The sequence below is a fragment of the Salinibacterium sp. ZJ70 genome (assembly GCF_011751865.2).
Lineage (GTDB): Bacteria > Actinomycetota > Actinomycetes > Actinomycetales > Microbacteriaceae > Homoserinibacter.
The window spans coordinates 108,223-126,436 of the sequence record NZ_CP061770.1 but is presented as its reverse complement, the minus strand read 5'-3'; the positions used below and the strand labels follow the sequence as shown (position 1 = coordinate 126,436).

Genomic DNA, 18,214 nt, shown 5'->3' with positions numbered 1-18,214 from the left:
CAGTCAATTTTGGACTCTGTCCAACTAGGATGGAGGGATGCTCCGCCCCGCACTCACTGTTCTCGCCGCTGTCGTACTGACCGTGCTCAGCGTAGGCGCCGCATCCCCCGCGCTCGCCGCGCCGCCCACCACGACCACGTATTCGTACACGGTGACCGGATCATCCCCGATGACGAGCCGCTACCCCTCGTACGAGAGAGACTGCAGCCTACCGATCAACTGGTCGAACCGCTCCCGGAACTACGAGAGCCTGACCGCTTCGGTGTCAGTAACCGGCGACTACACCTTCACCGACACCCTAGGAGGGGGCTCTGACGGGTACATCGCGGTGTTCGAGGGCACCTTCGACAACTCGGATGTGAGCAACTGCCTCATCGCGATCGACACCTCGGGCACGGTGACCCTCTTCGCGGGCACCACCTACACGATCGTCGGCGCGGGCCGCGAAGGCTGGCTCGGTACCTTCACCTGGAGCGTCACCGGGCCCGGAGAATTCGCCACCCCCGTGAAGATCAGTTCGTCGATCAGCCTCGGCGCGGCCGCCACCACCCTCACGGATGGCGAGGAACTCGTCCTCGATGCGGCCGTCGCCGCCGCGACGCCCGACCTCGACCTCACGGGCACCGTCGAGTTCTTTGCGGGCGACACGATCCTCGGCGTGAGCGCGGTCCCGCCCTCCGGGTCGGCTGCATCCTTCCGCACGCGTCTCGCCGCGGGCGTTCACTCCATCGTCGCGGTGTACTCGGGCACCGCCGCGGTGCACCAGGCACAGTCGGATGCCGTCGAGATCACCGTCGCCGGGGCGCCAGTCGCCGTCGAGCCGACACCGGCGCCCGCTGCGCTGGAGCTGGCGGCAACCGGCCCCGAGTCCTCCATTGGGCTCGGCGCAGCAGGGGGAATCGCCGCACTGATCCTCGGCTCGACGATGCTCGCGCGTCGCCGCCAGATTCAGGCCTAGCTCCCGGCTCGACGACCGCTCGAGAGGTCAGCGGGTGGTCAGCGGTCGTCGTCGACGCGCTCGTGCTCGACCACGACGGTGTGCGTGCGGCGCTTGCTGCGGCGGTCGAGCGCGAGGCCGATGAGGGCACCTACGAGCACGCCGAACGGCACGCCGTAGATCAGGAAGTAGCCGTACGACGCGGCGAAGCCGAACGCGGGATCCGCGGGGAACAGGCTCGTGATGATGAGCGTCAGCAGCGCGCCGAGCGCGCCGCCCACCAGGAGGAACACACCGAGCTTGGGCGCACGGCGCACGGTCGTCTCGTACGTCTCGACGGCCGGGGCGGTCGTCGGGGCGTCGTCGGGCGTCTGCTCGGCGGGGTTCGGAAGCTCGGTCACCCCTCCATTGTCGCGCACCCGCCTGAGCGCTCGCTCGCTGCTCGTCAGCTCCAGCGGATCGGGAGCACGTCGCCGAGGTGGGCCCGCGTTCCCGACGCCGAGACGCGCGCCGCATCGACCGCGGCATCCCAGGTGAGAGCCCCCGTCGCGAGCTCGAGCCAGGTGGCGGCATCCATCTCGACGACGTTGGGCGGGGTGCCGCGCGTGTGCCGCGGGCCCTCGATCGCCTGGGTGGCCCCGAAGGGCGGCACGCGCACCTCGACCGAGTTGCCTTCGTGGTCGGAGGCGAGCTGCTCGAGCAGGAATCGCACGGCGGTCGCGGTCGTGCTGCGATCGGATGTGCCCCCCTGCCAGGCGCGCACGGCGGCACGCCCCGCGTCCGGGTCGATCCTGCGTCGCACAGCCACGCCTCGACGCTACCCCGACGCCGGTAACCTTGACGGGTGAAGATCCTCGTTCTCGGCTCCGGTGCTCGTGAGCACGCGATCGTCTCCGCTCTGCTCGCGGAGAACGCCGGCCACCAGATCACCGCCGCCCCCGGCAACGCCGGCATCGCGGCCGAGGTCGAGACGGTGAGCCTCGACCCCACCAACGGCGCCATCGTCTCCGACTACGCGCTCGACAACGGGATCGAGCTCGTCGTCGTGGGCCCCGAGGCTCCGCTCGTCGCGGGCGTCGCAGATGCGCTGCGCGCGAAGGGCGTGCCGGTGTTCGGCCCCGGCAAGGCGGCGGCCGCACTCGAAGGCTCGAAGGCGTTCGCGAAGCGCATCATGGATGCCGCGAACGTGCCCACGGGTCGCGCCGTGCGCGCCACCACCCGCGAGGAGCTCGTGGCGGCTCTCGACGACCTGGGCGCCCCGCATGTCGTGAAGGCCGACGGTCTCGCCGCCGGCAAGGGCGTGCTCGTGACCGAGGACCGCGACGCCGCGATCGCGCACGCCGAGTACTACCTGCAGCACGGTCCGGTTCTCGTCGAGGAGTTCCTCACGGGCCAGGAGGTCTCGCTCTTCTTCCTCTCGGACGGCCACGATGTGGTGCCGCTCAGCCCTGCCCAGGACTACAAGCGAGCCTTCGACGGCGACGCCGGCCCCAACACGGGCGGCATGGGCGCGTACTCGCCGCTGCCGTGGCTCAACGCCCGCTGGGGTTCGGAGTCGTCGTTCGTCGACGAGGTGCTCGACACGGTCGCGCTCCCCACCGTCCGCACCCTCGAAGCCGAGGGCACGCCGTTCATCGGTCTGCTGTACTGCGGACTCATCGTCGCGGATGAGGGCTCGCCGTCCGCGGGCGCCGTCAAGGTGATCGAGTTCAACGCGCGCTTCGGCGACCCCGAGACGCAGGTCGTGCTGCCGCGCCTCGAGACCCCGCTCTCGGAGCTGCTGCTCGCCGCCGCGACGGGCGGACTCGGCCGTCTGCCGTATCCGAAGTTCTCCAACGAGGCCGCGGTCGTGGTGGTGCTCGCGAGCGAGGGCTACCCGGAGGACCCGGTGACCGGTCGCGAGATCACGGGGCTCGCGGAGGCCGCATCCGTTCCCGGCGTCACGATCGCCCACGCGGCGACGAGCGTCGTCGACGGGCGCTACCTCGCGACCGGCGGCCGTGTGCTGGGCGTCGTGGCGCGCGGCGCTGACTTCCGCGCCGCCCGCAGCGCCGCCTACGAGGCGCTCGACAAGATCACTCTCGAGGGCAGCCACCACCGCCGCGACATCGCCGAGCGAGTCGCCCAGTGACCGCCGCAGGCTCCGGCGACTCGCGCCTCGCCGCGCTCCGCTGGAAGCACGAGTACTCGGGCAAGGTGCGCGACCTCTACCTCTCGGATCTCGAACCGGGCCGCGCCCTCGTCGTCGCCTCCGACCGCGTGAGCGCCTTCGACCATGTGCTCGAGCCCGGCATTCCCGGCAAGGGCGCCCTGCTGACGACGCTGAGCCTGTGGTGGTTCGCGCAGCTCGACGTGCCCAACCACCTCGTCGAGCCGACGCGCGGCGGCCTCGCCGCCCTGGAGACCCCGCTTCCGGCGGACATCGCCGAGCGCGCGATGCTCGTGAAGCGCCTCGACATGTTCCCCATCGAGGCGGTCGTGCGCGGCTACCTCGTGGGCTCCGGATGGGCCGAGTACCAGCAGACGCAGTCGGTGTGCGGCATCGCGCTGCCCGCGGGCCTGCAGAACGGCGACCGCCTGCCCGAGCCGATCTACACGCCCGCCTACAAGGCGCCGATGGGCGAGCACGACGAGAACATCACCTTCGAGCAGACCATCGAGCTCGTGGGCGAAGCGGATGCCACCGCGATCCGCGACCTGAGCCTGGCGATCTTCGCCCAGGCGTCGGCGATCGCCGAGGCGCGCGGCGTGATCCTCGCCGACACGAAGTTCGAGTTCGGACGCGACCCCGAGACGGGCGAGATCACGCTCGGCGACGAGGTGCTCACCTCGGATTCGTCACGCTTCTGGGACGCCGAGCTCTACGCCGCGGGCGGCGCGAACCGCCTCGACAGCTTCGACAAGCAGATCGTGCGCGACTGGCTCGCCGACAACTGGGACAAGCAGGGCACCCCGCCCACGCTCCCCGTCGAGATCGTCGAGCGCACCGCGGCCCGCTACCGCGAGCTCATCGAGCGCCTGACGTACTGAGCGCCGCGGGCGCGCTCAGCCTGCCGCGAGCGCCGCATCGAGCTCGGCGCGCCACGGCAGATCGGCGCCCGTGCGCTGCACGGTGATGGCAGCCGCGGTCGCGGCGAAGGAGCCGAGCTCCACGAGCGCCGCAGCATCGAGCGCGAGGTCGCCCGGCAGGTCGGTCGCGAGGCGCGAGATGAGCGCCGTCATGAACGTGTCGCCCGCGCCGATCGTGTCGGCGACGGTCACCTTCGGGGCGCGGGCTACGGCATCCGCGGCCGCACTCTGCAGCAGCGCGCCCTCGCCTCCGCGGGTGATGACGGCGAGCGCGGCGCCGAGGCCGCGCACGTGCGCGAGCACACCGGGCAGCTCGAGCGCGGGGTAGAGCCACTCGGCATCCTCGTCGCTCATCTTCACGAGCGTGCAGCGTGAGGCGAGACGCTCGAAGCGCGCGACGGCGGCCTCATGGTCGGTGACGAGGCTCGCGCGGATGTTGGGGTCGAAGGTGACGCGCACGTCATCCGGCAACGTGCGGATGAACTGCTCGACGACATCCGCCCCGGGCGCGAGGAACGCGCTGATGGATCCGATGTGCACGACGGTCTCGCCGCGAAGCTCGGGCTCGGGGAGGCTCGAGTCGATCGTGAAGTCGTAGCGCGCGGAGCCGTCGGGCTGGAGCTCGACACGGGCGACACTCGTGGCGCCGAGCGCCCAGGATGCGTCGTCGAGCTGCACACCGGAGCTCGCGAGGTGCGAGGCGATCGCCTCGCCATCGGGATCGCTGGCGATGCCGGTGAGGAAGCGCACGGGGATGCCGAGGCGGCCGAGCCCGAACGCGATGTTGGCGGGCGAGCCGCCGACGATCCGCTCATCGATGCCGTTGCGGGGAACGACGTCGATGAGGCTCTCGCCGATCACGAGGACGGTGCGCTGATCCATGGCTGAATCGCCTCCTTGCATTCGCCCCCATCCTGCCGGATGCCTGAGCGGCGCCGCGCCCGATTGCGGAATAGTTGTAGCTTCAAGTAAGTTGTACGCATCATGACCGAGACCACACGCTTCGCCGCCGACACCTCCATGGGCGCCGTCACCCTCAACGTCGCCGACCTCGACGGGATGACCCGCTACTACGGCGACGCCATCGGCCTCGACGTGCTCGACGCAACCGGACCCCGCGTCGTGCTCGGCCGCGCGAACGCCGCCGAAGGCCCGCGCCCGGTCGTCGCGCTGCACCACACCCCCGAGCTGCGCCACGCCGGCCCACGCGACGCCGGCCTCTTCCACACCGCGATCCTCTTCGACACCAAAGCCGCCCTCGCCGCCGCCGTGTACTCCGTCGCGCAGAAGCACCCCGGCACCTTCACCGGATCGAGCGACCACTTCGTCTCCAACGCCTTCTACTTCGACGACCCCGAAGGCAACGGCGTCGAGCTCTACTGGGACACCGAACGCAGCAGCTGGAGCTGGGTGCACGGCACCATCGAGATGGGCACCGTGTTCCTCGACCCCAACCGCTTCCTCGCCGAGAACATGACCGAAGAGGGACTCTCCGGCCCCCTCGCGGGCGACGCGCGCGTCGGCCACATCCACCTCTCCGTCGGCGACACCGAGACCGCGCGCGCCTTCTACGTCGACCAGCTCGGCTTCGACGAGACCATCGCAATCCCCGGCCAGGCCGTGTTCGTCTCCGCCGGCGGATACCACCACCACATGGCCATGAACGTGTGGAACTCGCGCGGCGCCGGCCGCCGCCAGCAGACCCTCGGCCTCGGTCGCGTCGACATCGAGGTGCCGAGCACCGACGACCTCGGAGCCCTCGGCGAGCGCCTCGACCACTACGGCATCGCCACCCGCGACGACGGCCGCGCGGTCGAGGTCGACGACCCGTGGGGCAACCTCATCCTCGTCACCACCCCCGAACGCGGGTAGCCGCAGGAGCCGATCCCCGCGAGTGAGCAGCACTCACCCACGTAGAATCTGAGATCGTGCCCACCCCCCAGCACCCCTCCGCTCCGCGCGCCACACGCCTGCAGCTTCTGCTGCGCGCGCCGCGCATCCTGAAGCAGAAGAAGGCGCTGGAGGCGAGCATCGAGCACCTCCCGGAAGCTGCGCGCCCGTGGGAGGGGCGGGTCGACGGCCACAGCGCGCTGCGCCTCGTCGTGGCGGGCGACTCGACCGCCGCGGGCGTGGGTGTCGACACCCAGGATGACGGCCTCGCGGCATCCGTCGCCCGGGAGCTGAGCGCCCGCACGGGCCGCGGCGTCATGTGGCGCGCCATCGGCAGCAGCGGCGCCGACACCGAGCACTTCCTCACGTACCACCTCACCGACGCCATCGCACGGCCCGTCGATCTGGTCTTCGTGAGCCTCGGCGCCAACGACGCCCTCAGCGCCCGCAGCGCCCGCGCCTACGCGCGCGACCTCCGCACCCTGCTCGAGACCGTCAGCGACCGCCACCCCGATGCGCTCATCCTCGTCTCCAACCTGCCCGTCTTCGCGCGGTTCGAGGTGCTCCCCGAACCGCTGCGCAGCGTGCTGCACCGGCACGCCCGCGCCCTCGAACACGCCGCACAGACCGTTGTGGCGCGAGATGATCGATGGATGATGACCGAAGCGCTCCCGCCCGAGTACGGTCCGCAGTTCTTCGCGCGCGATGGCTTCCACCCCTCCGCCTCCGGTTACGCCGACTGGGCGCGCTTCGCCATCGACGAAGCGTGGACGCGTGGCCTGCGCCGCATCGAGCACGCCGGACGCCAGATCGACGGATGAGCGCCCTCGACCTCGCCGCCCGCATCCGCGAGCTCGCCGCAGACGGCCGCGTGATCGTCGGCATCACAGGGGAGCCGGGCGCCGGCAAGTCGACCTTCGCGACAGGCCTCGCGATCCACCTCGGCGACGACGCGATCGTCGTGCCCATGGACGGCTTCCACCTGCCGCAGGCGCAGCTCGCAGAGCTCGGGCGCCGTGATCGGATGGGCGCACCCGACACGTTCGACGTCGACGGATTCGCCGCGCTGCTGGTCGCCCTCCTCGCCGACGACGTGCCCGTCGCCGCCCCCGACTTCGACCGCGGGACCGAAGAGGCCGTGCCCGACGCGATCCGGATCGAGGAGCGCCACCGCATCGTGATCGTCGAAGGCAACTACCTGCTGCACGACGCCGACGGATGGGAGCGCATCGCCCCGCTGCTGGACATCACCGCGTTCCTGCAGCTCGACGCGAACGTGCGCCAGGAGCGCCTCATCGCGCGCCACATCCGACACGGGAAGACCCCGGATGCCGCCCGCGCGTGGGCCCTCGGCCCCGACGAGCAGAACGCCGCGCTCATCCGCGCGGGCGCGAACCGCGCCGACATGCAGGTGCCCGTAGACTGAGGAGGTCCCCGCCCCTCGAAAATTCAGGGAGATCCGCCGTGCCCACCATCGTCGTCGAGGTCATGCCGAAGCCCGAGCTGCTCGACCCCGCAGGCAAGGCCACCGCAGGCGCGCTCGCCAAGCGCGGCCACAGCGCGTTCGCCGATGTGCGCATCGGCAAGCGCTTCGAGATCACCGTCGAGGGCGAGGTCACCGACGAGGTGCTCGCCGAGGCGCAGAAGCTCGCCGAGGACTTCCTCTCCAACCAGGTCATCGAAGACGTCGTCGCGGTGAAGGTCGTCTGATGGCCCCGCGCATCGGCGTCATCACCTTCCCGGGCTCGCTCGACGACCGCGACGCGCAGCGCGCGGTGCGTCTCGCCGGCGCGGAGGCTGTCGCCCTCTGGCACGGCGAGCACGACCTGAAGGACGTCGACGCGATCGTGCTGCCCGGCGGCTTCAGCTACGGCGACTACCTGCGCTGCGGCGCGATCGCCGCGCAGTCGCCCATCATGGCCGAGGTCATCGACGCCGCGAACAAGGGCCTCCCCGTTCTCGGCATCTGCAACGGCTTCCAGGTGCTCGTCGAATCGCACCTGCTCCCCGGTGGCCTCATCCGCAACGACCACGGCGACTTCATCTGCCGCGACCAGACCCTCCGCGTCGAGAACGCGGACACCGTGTGGACCAACACGTTCACCGCGGGCGAAGAGATCGTCATCCCGCTGAAGAACGGCGAAGGCGGCTACATCGCCTCCGAGGAGACCCTCGACCGCCTCGAAGGCGAAGGGCTCGTCGCGTTCCGCTACGTGGGTGTGAACCCCAACGGATCGCTCCGCGACATCGCCGGCATCACGAACGAGCGCGGCAACGTCGTGGGCCTCATGCCCCACCCCGAGCACGCCGTCGAGGCGGGCTTCGGCCCCGACACCGACGCCGCGATGCGCTCGGGCGTCGACGGCCTGCGCTTCTTCACCTCGGCCGTCGAGAGCCTGCTCGCCCGCGTCTGAGGCTCGGCGCGCCCGGCGGCTGCGCTTCTAGCGTCGCGCGGCGGCGTGCGCCACGCACGTCGTGCGCGTGGGCGTGCGCTCGAGCTGCGCGTCGGGGATCGGGTTGCCGCACACCGTGCAGATCCCGTAGCGCCCCTCCCGCACGCGCGCCGCGGCCTGATCGAGCTCGACGAGCTCCTGTCGGTGCTCGCGAGCCGCTCCCTCCGCCTGCTGCCATTCGAAGGTGAGCGCGAAGCCCTCGGGATCGTGTTCCTCATCCGACCATTCGCTGCGCGCCTCGCGCACACTCACGAGCCGACCCTCGACGGATGCGAGCCGCTCCTCGACCCGGGCGCGGCGCGCCGCGATCCAGCCGAGCGCGGCCTGTGGCTCGGGCGTCATCCGCGGCCCGCGATCGCGGTCGGCGAGGAGATGGATGCGGTCACGCCCACATCCAAGCGCGTCAGTCCGCGAGAATCCAGGGGACGAGCGGGGGCAGGGTCGTCCATCCCTCGGATTCCATGAGGTGCCCGCCTCCGGGGACCTCGATGACCTCCGCGTCGAGCCCCGCGATCACGGGGGCCGCGAGCGCGATCGGCACGACAGAGTCGTGGTCCGAATGGATCGCGAGGCGGCGGTCGATGCGCCCGGCGAGGGGCGCGAGCTCAGGCACGTCATCGACGAACGGGTCGAGCTCGGAGAGCCCCGGAACCGGATCGACGAACGGCGCCACGAGCACGAGGCCGCCGAGGCGGGCATCCTCGTCGGCGGCGAACGCGCGACCGAGGGCGCGGATCGCCGTGATCGTGCCGAGGCTGTGGCCGATGACGACCGTGTCGGACGCCGGGGTGCCGATGGCGGCGAGCGCCGCATCCGTCCACGCCGCCGCATCCGGGCTGTCGGTGTTGGGAAGCGCGGGGATGTGCGTCTCGATGCCGTGCGGGGCGAGCTGCTCGGCGAGCCATCCGAACCAGTGCTTGCCGGGGTGCGCGGTGTAGCCGTGCAGGATGATGACGCGGCGGATGCTCATACTCTCCATCCTGGCGCACCCACTCGCCACGCCCCCGCTGAGCCGTCACTTTCGACCCGATAGCCCCCCTCGGATGGGTCGGAATCGACGTCTCGATGCCCCTGTGGATGAGTGTGCGCGCGCCGGGGCCTCGGATCACATGATCGAGGGATGCCGCGCCGCACACCTCTCGAGCCGAAGCTCGGTGTGTCGTTCACCGTCGCCGAGGCCCTGGCGCTCGGGCACTCCGCCTCGCGCCTGCGCGGCAGAGACCTCGAGCGCCCGTTCCGGGGCGTCCGCGCGCGACGCGACGGCGCCCTGAGCGCGATCGAAGGGTATGCGCCGCTGCTACGACCCGGCGACCGCTTCTCGGGGGTCACAGCGCTCGCGCTCTGGGGAGCGCCCCTTCCTCACCCGCCTCACCCCGTGCACGTGAGCGCGGCGAGCGGGCGGACGCGCCCGCGTCGCGCGGGGATGGTCGGGCATGATGGCCCGCGCGCCGAGCCGGTCACCCGGCACGGGCTTCCCGGGTCGCCTCCCGCGCTCGCGTTCCTCGAAGCCGCTGGGGTGCTCCGCGAGCAGGATCTCGTGGCGGCGGGCGACCACCTCGTGCTCGACCCTCGCGTGCTCGACCCGCTCGACATCCGCCCCCACATCGGGCTCGACGAGCTGCGCGCGCACATGGAGGCCGCGACCGGGCGCCACGTGCGCGCCGCCCGCCGCGCGGCCGCGCGTGTACGGGAGGGGGTCGAGTCGCGGGCCGAGACGCTGCTGCGGCTGCTGCTCGCGGATGCGGGACTGCCCGATCCGCAGTGCGGCGTCGCCATCCGGGATGCACGCGGCCGACACATCGGATACTTCGACCTGGCCTGGCCCGACCGTCGCGTGATCGCCGAATACGACGGCGATCAGCACCGCACCTCGACCTATCAGTACGACCGCGACATCCGGCGCTTCGACCGGGCGACCGAGGCGGGATACCGCGTCATCCGGGTGCGCGCCCGCGGACTCGGGCCCGACCTCCCGGAGACGCTCGCGCGCATCCGCTCCGCGCTCACTCGCTGAGCCGCGCCGCGCACCCGCGCCGAGACGTCAGTTCCGACCCCGAATTCACTCCAGGAGGGGTCGAAAGCGCCGTCTCGATGCGCGGCACGGCTGTTCGCGCGCACCGCCATCGGCGTATGCGCGCGCCGGTAGGATGGAGGCGCCGTCACATCCGCCCCGTTTCAAGGAGCAACCCCCGTGAGCACTCCCTCGACGCACGTCGTCGACACCGTCGAGAACGCAGCCGCCACACCCGAGAAGGAGCAGCCGTACGGCGCCCTCGGGCTGAAGGACGACGAGTACGCGAAGATCCGCGAGATCCTCGGCCGTCGCCCCACGAGCGGCGAGCTCGCCATGTACTCCGTCATGTGGAGCGAGCACTGCTCCTACAAGTCGAGCAAGGTGTGGCTGCGCCAGTTCGGGCAGAAGGTCACGCCCGAGATGAAGAAGAACCTCATGGTCGGCATGGGTGAGAACGCGGGCGTCGTCGACATCGGCGAAGGCTGGGCGGTCACCTTCAAGATCGAGAGCCACAACCACCCGAGCTACGTCGAGCCCTTCCAGGGTGCGGCGACGGGCGTCGGCGGCATCGTGCGCGACATCATCTCGATGGGTGCGCGCCCCGTGGCCGTCATGGATGCGCTGCGCTTCGGCGCGATCGACCACCCCGACACGGCGCGCGTCGTTCCCGGCGTGGTCTCGGGCATCAGCTTCTACGGCAACTGCCTGGGCCTGCCGAACATCGGCGGCGAGACCTGGTTCGACCCGATCTACCAGGCGAACCCGCTCGTCAATGCGCTCGCGGTGGGCGTGCTGCGCCACGAGGATCTGCACCTCGCGAACGCGCGCGGTGTGGGCAACAAGGTCGTGCTGTTCGGCGCCCGCACGGGTGGCGACGGCATCGGCGGCGCGTCGATCCTCGCATCCGAGTCGTTCGATGAGGGCTCGGGCCGCAAGCGCCCCGCCGTGCAGGTGGGCGACCCGTTCATGGAGAAGGTGCTCATCGAGTGCTGCCTCGAGCTCTACAAGAACGAGCTCGTCGAAGGCATCCAGGATCTGGGCGCCGCCGGCATCTCGTGCGCGACCTCCGAGCTCGCCTCCAACGGCGACGGCGGCATGCACATCACCCTCGACGACGTGCTGCTGCGCGACCCGTCGCTCACGGCTGAGGAGATCCTCATGTCGGAGAGCCAGGAGCGCATGATGGCGGTCGTCGCCCCCGAGAAGCTCGAGGGCTTCCTCGCGGTGACGAAGAAGTGGGATGTCGAGGCGAGCGTGCTCGGCGAGGTCACCGACACGGGCCGCCTCATCATCGAGTGGAAGGGCGAGACGATCGTCGACGTCGACCCGCGCACGGTCGCGATCGACGGTCCGGTGTACGAGCGTCCGCTCAGCTACCCCACGTGGATGGACGCGCTCAACGCCGACACCGCATCCGCTCTGCCCCGCCCCACCGAGGGTCCCGCGCTCAAGGCGCAGGTGCTGCAGCTGCTGGGCTCTGCGAATCTCGCCGACAAGAGCTGGATCACGAGCCAGTACGACAAGTACGTGCTCGGCAACACGGCCCTCAGCTACCCCGACGACGGCGGCATGGTTCGTGTCGACGAGACCTCCGGTCTCGGATTCGCGCTCGCGACGGATGCGAATGGCCGCTACTGCTACCTCGACCCGTACCAGGGTGCGCAGCTGGCTCTCGCGGAGGCCTACCGCAACGTCTCGGTGACGGGTGCGACGCCCGTCGCGGTCTCCGACTGCCTCAACTTCGGCAGCCCCGAGAACCCCGAGGTCATGTGGCAGTTCAGCCAGACCGTCGAGGGCCTCTCGGACGCCTGCCTCACGATGGGCATCCCCGTGACGGGCGGCAACGTGTCGTTCTACAACCAGACGGGCGATGTGCCGATCCACCCCACGCCCGTCATCGCCGTCATGGGCACGATCGACGACGTGGGCCGCCGCGTGCCGTCGGGCTGGCAGGATGCGGGCGACAACCTGTACCTGCTCGGCACGACCGCCCTCGAGCTCGACGGATCGGCGTGGGCCGGCGTCGTGCACGACCACCTCGGCGGACGCCCGCCGAAGGTCGACCTCGAGGCCGAGATGAACCTCGGCGGGCTTCTTCAGGCCGCCGCGCACGAGGGTCTTCTGAACGCCGCCCACGACCTCTCCGACGGCGGTCTCGCGATCGCTCTCGCCGAGGGCGTGCTGCGCTTCGGCGTGGGTGCCCGCGTGTTCCTCGATGAGCTCATCGCGCGCGACGGCGTCGATGTCGCGACGGCGCTCTTCTCGGAGTCGACGGGTCGCGTGCTCGTCGCGGTGCCGCGCGAGGAGGATGTGAAGTTCACGCGCCTGTGCGAGGGCCGCGGCTACCCCGTCCTCCGCATCGGCGTGACGGACTCGGAGCCCGCTCTCGAGGTGCAGGACGTCTTCACAGCGTCGCTGGACGAGCTGTCGAAGACCTTCACGGAGACGCTGCGCGCGCGCTTCGCCTGATCCGATCTGCTGCTGAAGGGGGCGTGGGGCTTCGGCCTCGCGCCCCCTCTGTTGCACGGGGACACCCCCATACGGGGGAAGCGCACTCGGAGCGGCAGGTCGCTAGCATTCCTCACATGCTCACCCCCCGTCGCGCCATCGTGTCCACTTTCGCTCTCGGAGTCGCAGGACTGCTCACCCTGGGCCTCGCCGCCTCAGCGAGCGCGACCGGCGCAGTCACCACCACGCGAGTCTCGATCGCGAGCGACGGCACCGAAGGCGACCAGAACAGCCACTCCCCTGCGATCTCCGCCGACGGGCGCTACGTCGCCTATCACTCCAGCGCGACCACCCTCGTCGCCGACGACAGCAACGGCTCCGCAGACGTATTCCTCTTCGACACCAGCACGGGCACCACCACCCTCATCTCCCGCCACACCGACGGCACCCAGGGCAACTACGGCAGCTTCGACCCCGCGATCTCCGCCGACGGGCGCTACGTCACCTACGACTCGTACGCGACCACCCTCGTCGCCGACGACAGCAACGGCTCCGCAGACGTATTCCTCTTCGACACCAGCACGGGCACCACCACCCTCATCTCGCGCCACACTGACGGCACCCAAGGCGACAAGGACAGCTACGCCTCCGCGATCTCCGCCGACGGGCGCTACGTCACCTACGAGTCGTACGCGACCACCCTCGTCGCCGACGACAGCAACGGCTCCGCGGACATCTTCCTCTTCGACACCAGCACGGGCACCACCACCCTCATCTCCCGCCACAGCGACGGCACCCAGGGCAACGACAGCAGCAGCGGTCCCGCGATCTCCGCCGACGGCCTCTACATCGCCTACGATTCATGGGCAGACAACCTCGTCGATGACGACAGCAATGACGCGCACGACATCTTCCTCTACAAGGCCACTACGGGAACCACCACCCTCATCTCCCGTCACACTGACGGCACCCAAGGCAACGACAGCAGCAGCGGTCCCGCGATCTCCGCCGACGGCCTCTACATCGCCTACGAATCACGGGCAGACAACCTCGTGGACGACGACGACGACGGCGGCTATCCCGACGTATTCCTCCACGACACCGCCACCAGCACCACCACCCTCGTCTCCCGCCTCACAGGCGGCACCGAAGGCGACAGCTGGAGCCAGCACCCCACCATCTCCGGCGACGGCCGCTACATCACCTACAAGTCGTATGCGAGCACTCTCGTCACGGGCGACACCAACGCCGCCTGGGACGTATTCCTCAGCGACACCGCCACGAGCACCACCACCCTCATCTCGCGCCACACTGACGGCACACCCGGCAACAGCAGCAGCGAGGGTCCCGCGATCTCCACCGACGGCCGCTACATCGCCTACGAGTCATGGGCAGACAACCTCGTCGATGGCGACGAGAACGAGTGGATCGACGTATTCCTCTTCGCAGCTCCCGCCCCCGCCCCCACCCCCACGAGCGCCCCCACCGCCACTCCCGCAGCGACGCCGGGGGCCGCACTCGCCGAGACCGGCGCCGACGGATCCACCCCCGCAGCGATCGGCCTCGCAGCCCTCGTGGCAGGTGCTTGCATCCTCGGCCTGCTCGCCGCACGCCGCCCGCACACGCGGACGAACTGAAACCGAGCTCCCGTCACCAATGCCCCTCATCCGGGGGGAAGCGCGCCAAGACCACCGTTCACTAGGATTCCTCGGGTGACCACCACATCTCGCCGCGCCGCAATGTCCGCTTCTGCACTCGGAGTGGCGGGGATGCTCGCCCTGGGCCTCGCCTCGTCGGCGAGCGCCACTGGTGCGGCCACAATCTCCCGGGTCTCGGTCGCGAGCGACGGCACCGGAGGCAACAACGAGAGTGACGGTGCCGCGATCTCCGCCGATGGGCGCTACATCGCCTTCCACTCAGACGCGGACAACCTCGTTCCCGGCGACACCAACGGCGCATCTGACGTGTTCCTCCACGACACCACCACCGGTGCCACCACGCTCATCTCCCGCCACAGCGAAGGCAGCCAAGGCAGCTACAGCAGCTACGGCCCGGCGATCTCCGCCGACGGCCGCTACATCGCGTACGAGTCAGAGGCGGACAACCTCGTCGACGGTGACTTCAACGGCACCTGGGACGTGTTCCTCTCTGACACAGCCACCGGAACCACCACCCTCGTCTCACCTGGCCACGACGTCAGTTACGGTCCCGCGATCTCCGCCGACGGCCGCTACATCGCGTACTCATCACTTGCGAGCAACCTCGTCACCGGCGACACCAACGGATCCGAAGACGTGTTCGTGTACGACACCACCACCGCCACCACCACCCTCATCTCCCGCCACACCGACGGCACCCAAGGCGGCGGCAACAGCTTCGGCCCCGCGATCTCCGCCGACGGCCGCTACATCGCCTACACGTCGTGGGCCGACGACCTCGTCTCTGGTGACACGAACCTCTGGGGGGACGTATTCCTCCACGACACGGCCCACGGCACCACCACCCGCGTCTCGCTCCACACCGACGGCACGCAGGGAAACAACGTCAGCCAGAACCCGGCGATCTCCGCCGACGGACGCTACGTCACCTTCGAGACATTCGCAGCCAACCTGTTCTCGGGAGACGGCAACGGCACGTACGACGTGCTCCTCCGCGACACCACCACCGGCGTCACCACCCTCATCTCCGCCCACACCGACGGCACACAAGGCGACGACTCCAGCCAGAACCCCGCGATCTCCGCCGACGGACGCTACGTCACCTACACCTCGAACGCGACCAACCTCGTCACCGGCGAGATCTTCGGCTGGGGCAACGTCTTCCTCCACGACACCACCACCGGCACCACATCGCTCATCTCCCGCCACATCGAAGGCGACCACGTCCCCACCAGCTCCGCCCCCGCGATCTCCGCTGACGGGCGCGCCATCGCGTTCACCTCAGACGCAAACAACCTCGTCGACAGCGACACCAACGACGTGACCGACATCTTCCTTCACGTGACACCCGCAGCCGCGCCCACACCCACGGCCACTCCGGGCGCAGCACTCGCCGAGACCGGCGCCGACAGCTCGATCTTCGGCGCGCTCGGCCTCGCCGCCCTCGTGGCAGGGGCCGGCATCCTCGGGCTTCTCGCTGCTCGCCGGCCACGCGCGAACTGACATCCGCGAGCGCGGCGCGACGTAACCTCCTGGGGGCGGCCTGCTTGGATGCGGCATAGCCGCGGAAGCGGGCGCACGCGTGCTCTGACCAGAGGTCGTCCAGGTGCACGCGGCTCATCCGCGTCGAGAGACTGCCGAGGCCGACGACCCGCAGGGCGACGACCGCAGCCAGTTCCCGGCGACACCAACGGCGTCGAAGACATCTTCGTGCACGACAGGATCGCGGGCACCATCACCCGCATCTCCACCGCCACCGACGGCACCCAGAGCGACGGCACGAGCTACACCCCCGCGATCTCGGGTGACGGAAGGTTCGTCTCGTACCGGTCCAGGCCACCACGCTCGCCCTCGTCACCAGCACGGGTTTCCACGTATTCGTTCGCGATACCGTCGCCGGCACCACGGCCTTCATCCGGGAGCTGCCGAGCCCGCGCCGTCACCCCGTTCGGGGTTCTGGTGGGCCAATCTGCGCTCCGATATTGTTGAGGTGTCACTTATCCAACCCGGGCTGGCCCCACGGCTCGGCGACACGAGACGCGCCACATGACACCCGCCCCCACTCGCCCGTTCGCCCACACTCGACGCCTGCTCGCCGCCGCCTCCGCGCTGATGATCGGAATGGGCGTCGCCGCTACGTCGTCTGACGCGCCGGCGCACGCAGTTGCGCCGCCCGCCGACGGTGTTTTCTACGTGCTCGAGGCCCGCCAGGGTTACCTCAACCGCCCGATCGCGGCGGGCATTCGCCAGGTGACGTACGACGAGCGCACCAACTCCATCTCCGCAGACAACGTCCTTCTCGGCGGCGAGCTGATCGACCTTCCCGTGAAGTCCGGCACGAGCAACTCGCTGCGCGATAACGCCAACGCGCTCGGCGTCTCACCGGATGGGATGTTCTATTTCACGACCCAGCTCGGCAGCGAGTCCCAGGTGGGGACGATCGACATCTGGTCAGTCGAGCTCGTCGAGGCACCGAGCGAGGCGCACCCGCAGGGCGTTCTCGGAACCCCGACCCGCGTGGCCCAGAACTTCCAGCTCAACTCGCGCGGCGGCGGCAACATCAACGGAGGTGCCGTCAACCCCCGCGACGGTGCGTACTACTTCATCTACCTCTCGAACTTCACCAGCGAGGCCTCGGCCACCAGCGCGGGCGTCTCCGAGCCGAGCCGCTGGGCCGAAGCCGTCCGGGCGCACCTCTACCGCTACGACCCCAAACAGGTGAGCCTGGGGAACGTCGCCACCGGCGAGGTCGCCCACATCGACTTCTTCAAGAACAGCGCAGTGAACCTCGAGCTGCCGCAGCTGCTCAACGGAGACATCACCTTCGACAGCAGCGGCAACCTCATCCTCGTGACCAGCGTGCTGCATGACGCCACGAAGTCAGGCGGCCCCGGGCCGGCGATGATGGCCACGTTCGACTACGCGGACTTCGGCCACCGGCCCAACATCGACCCCGTCGCCGACACGCGACCGGTCCCGACCATCGCGCCCGCCGCGACGATCGGCACCGCGGGCCAGCCCACGGTCTACAACACGCACGCCGGCGCTGCCTACAACGGGCTCGCTTTCACTCGCTCGGGCAAGCTCATCGTCGAGCAGGGCAACACCCACACGCTCACCAACCCTGTCGACTTCTCCGCCCTCGGCCCGAGCCAGGCGAACGGCGTCAAGTCGGCTGACGTCAGCTGGGTCGATCTCGCCACCCACACCGGCCCGCCCACGCTCACCGTGCAGGTGGATGTGCAGACGGATCGCGGAGCGGATGAGCAGTTCACGATCTCCGGCACCCAGACCCTCGGATCCGGTTCCGCGTACGCGTTCGGACCGGCCACGACCTCCGGAACCGGCCGCGGTCTCCAGGCGGAGAGGATCGGAGCCCTGCCGATCCTCGCGGATGGCACTCTCGACCTCTCGCTCACCGCGACCGGCCCGACCTCGCGCTTCGCTGTGACGGTCCAGTGCACCACGGGCGTGGGCGACACGGCGTTCGCCTCCGCATCCGCTTCGCAGATCTCCCTCAAGATCGCTGACGCCCCGGCGACCGCGACGATGGGTGCGCAGATCTCCTGCGTCTTCACGGTGCGCGATCAGGAGCTGGCTGCGACGGGACTCAGCGCATCCGGCCTCGCGATCGGCGCCGGCGCACTGGCGCTGCTCGCAGCGGGCGGTGCGCTGCTCGCCGTGCGCACCCGCGCGATTCGCCGCCCCCACTGACCCACCGACCCCCGACCCCCCGCTCGCAGCG

General features: G+C 70.1%; 18 protein-coding genes. 13 read left to right on the top strand and 5 right to left on the bottom strand.

Annotated features, from left to right (window positions below; all coding sequences use genetic code 11):
* The first annotated feature begins 37 nt into the window (after positions 1-37).
* Positions 38-958 (top strand): Ig-like domain-containing protein, encoded by a 921-nt coding sequence (locus tag HCR12_RS00655; protein WP_166868451.1) that lies wholly within the window; start codon positions 38-40, stop codon positions 956-958.
* Between the two features lie 38 nt (positions 959-996).
* Here the strand turns inward: HCR12_RS00655 and HCR12_RS00650 are convergent, their stop codons facing one another.
* Positions 997-1,338 (bottom strand): hypothetical protein, encoded by a 342-nt coding sequence (locus HCR12_RS00650; protein WP_208320382.1) that lies wholly within the window; start codon positions 1,336-1,338, stop codon positions 997-999.
* A gap of 44 nt (positions 1,339-1,382) precedes the next feature.
* The gene (locus HCR12_RS00645) at positions 1,383-1,745 is read right to left on the bottom strand and encodes a sterol carrier family protein (protein ID WP_166868447.1); all 363 of its coding nucleotides are present in this window, start codon (positions 1,743-1,745) and stop codon (positions 1,383-1,385) included.
* Between the two features lie 36 nt (positions 1,746-1,781).
* Between HCR12_RS00645 and purD the strand changes: the two genes are divergently transcribed.
* Together purD and HCR12_RS00635 are read left to right on the top strand one after the other, a co-directional pair.
* Positions 1,782-3,068 carry a phosphoribosylamine--glycine ligase gene (gene purD / locus HCR12_RS00640; RefSeq protein WP_166868445.1) on the top strand — a complete coding sequence of 429 codons (1,287 nt, stop codon included), beginning with the start codon at positions 1,782-1,784 and terminating at the stop codon, positions 3,066-3,068.
* Positions 3,065-3,967, top strand: a complete 903-nt coding sequence (locus tag HCR12_RS00635; RefSeq protein WP_166868442.1) for a phosphoribosylaminoimidazolesuccinocarboxamide synthase — start codon at positions 3,065-3,067, stop codon at positions 3,965-3,967. The genes purD and HCR12_RS00635 overlap by 4 nt, the downstream gene beginning before the upstream one ends.
* Positions 3,968-3,982: 15 nt before the next feature.
* Here the strand turns inward: HCR12_RS00635 and HCR12_RS00630 are convergent, their stop codons facing one another.
* Positions 3,983-4,888, bottom strand: a complete 906-nt coding sequence (locus HCR12_RS00630; protein ID WP_166868440.1) for a carbohydrate kinase family protein — start codon at positions 4,886-4,888, stop codon at positions 3,983-3,985.
* 102 nt (positions 4,889-4,990) lie between these two features.
* Here HCR12_RS00630 and HCR12_RS00625 point away from each other — a divergent pair, with 102 nt between their 5' ends.
* The 5 genes from HCR12_RS00625 to purQ are packed head-to-tail and all read left to right on the top strand — an operon-like array spanning position 4,991 to position 8,310.
* Positions 4,991-5,878 (top strand): VOC family protein, encoded by an 888-nt coding sequence (locus tag HCR12_RS00625; RefSeq protein WP_224763552.1) that lies wholly within the window; start codon positions 4,991-4,993, stop codon positions 5,876-5,878.
* Positions 5,879-5,934: 56 nt separating this feature from the next.
* Positions 5,935-6,717, top strand: a complete 783-nt coding sequence (locus tag HCR12_RS00620; protein ID WP_166868438.1) for an SGNH/GDSL hydrolase family protein — start codon at positions 5,935-5,937, stop codon at positions 6,715-6,717.
* Positions 6,714-7,322 carry a nucleoside/nucleotide kinase family protein gene (locus tag HCR12_RS00615; RefSeq protein WP_166868436.1) on the top strand — a complete coding sequence of 203 codons (609 nt, stop codon included), beginning with the start codon at positions 6,714-6,716 and terminating at the stop codon, positions 7,320-7,322. Before HCR12_RS00620 ends, HCR12_RS00615 begins: the two co-directional genes overlap by 4 nt.
* Positions 7,323-7,360: 38 nt before the next feature.
* Positions 7,361-7,606 carry a phosphoribosylformylglycinamidine synthase subunit PurS gene (gene purS, locus HCR12_RS00610; RefSeq protein WP_166868434.1) on the top strand — a complete coding sequence of 82 codons (246 nt, stop codon included), beginning with the start codon at positions 7,361-7,363 and terminating at the stop codon, positions 7,604-7,606.
* Positions 7,606-8,310 carry a phosphoribosylformylglycinamidine synthase subunit PurQ gene (gene purQ / locus HCR12_RS00605; protein WP_166868432.1) on the top strand — a complete coding sequence of 235 codons (705 nt, stop codon included), beginning with the start codon at positions 7,606-7,608 and terminating at the stop codon, positions 8,308-8,310. Before purS ends, purQ begins: the two co-directional genes overlap by 1 nt.
* 27 nt (positions 8,311-8,337) lie before the next feature.
* Here the strand turns inward: purQ and HCR12_RS00600 are convergent, their stop codons facing one another.
* Both HCR12_RS00600 and HCR12_RS00595 read right to left on the bottom strand, forming a co-directional pair.
* Positions 8,338-8,691 carry a TraR/DksA C4-type zinc finger protein gene (locus HCR12_RS00600; RefSeq protein WP_166868430.1) on the bottom strand — a complete coding sequence of 118 codons (354 nt, stop codon included), beginning with the start codon at positions 8,689-8,691 and terminating at the stop codon, positions 8,338-8,340.
* Between the two features lie 61 nt (positions 8,692-8,752).
* On the bottom strand, positions 8,753-9,319 hold the full coding sequence (locus HCR12_RS00595; protein ID WP_224763550.1) for an RBBP9/YdeN family alpha/beta hydrolase: 567 nt from the start codon (positions 9,317-9,319) through the stop codon (positions 8,753-8,755).
* 150 nt (positions 9,320-9,469) lie between these two features.
* Here HCR12_RS00595 and HCR12_RS00590 point away from each other — a divergent pair, with 150 nt between their 5' ends.
* From HCR12_RS00590 to HCR12_RS00570, 5 genes are all read left to right on the top strand, one after another.
* Entirely contained in the window at positions 9,470-10,363 is an 894-nt protein-coding gene (locus tag HCR12_RS00590) for an endonuclease domain-containing protein (protein ID WP_166868426.1), read from the top strand.
* A 177-nt stretch (positions 10,364-10,540) separates the two neighbouring features.
* On the top strand, positions 10,541-12,832 hold the full coding sequence (purL, locus tag HCR12_RS00585) for a phosphoribosylformylglycinamidine synthase subunit PurL (RefSeq protein WP_166868424.1): 2,292 nt from the start codon (positions 10,541-10,543) through the stop codon (positions 12,830-12,832).
* Positions 12,833-12,948: 116 nt separating this feature from the next.
* Positions 12,949-14,448, top strand: a complete 1,500-nt coding sequence (locus tag HCR12_RS00580; protein WP_166868422.1) for a TolB family protein — start codon at positions 12,949-12,951, stop codon at positions 14,446-14,448.
* Between the two features lie 75 nt (positions 14,449-14,523).
* A complete protein-coding gene (locus HCR12_RS00575; protein ID WP_166868420.1) occupies positions 14,524-15,972 on the top strand; it encodes a TolB family protein in 1,449 nt (482 codons plus the stop codon).
* Between the two features lie 543 nt (positions 15,973-16,515).
* Complete coding sequence (locus HCR12_RS00570) at positions 16,516-18,183, top strand: hypothetical protein (RefSeq protein ID WP_166868418.1); 1,668 nt, start codon at positions 16,516-16,518, stop codon at positions 18,181-18,183.
* Positions 18,184-18,214 lie beyond the last annotated feature (31 nt).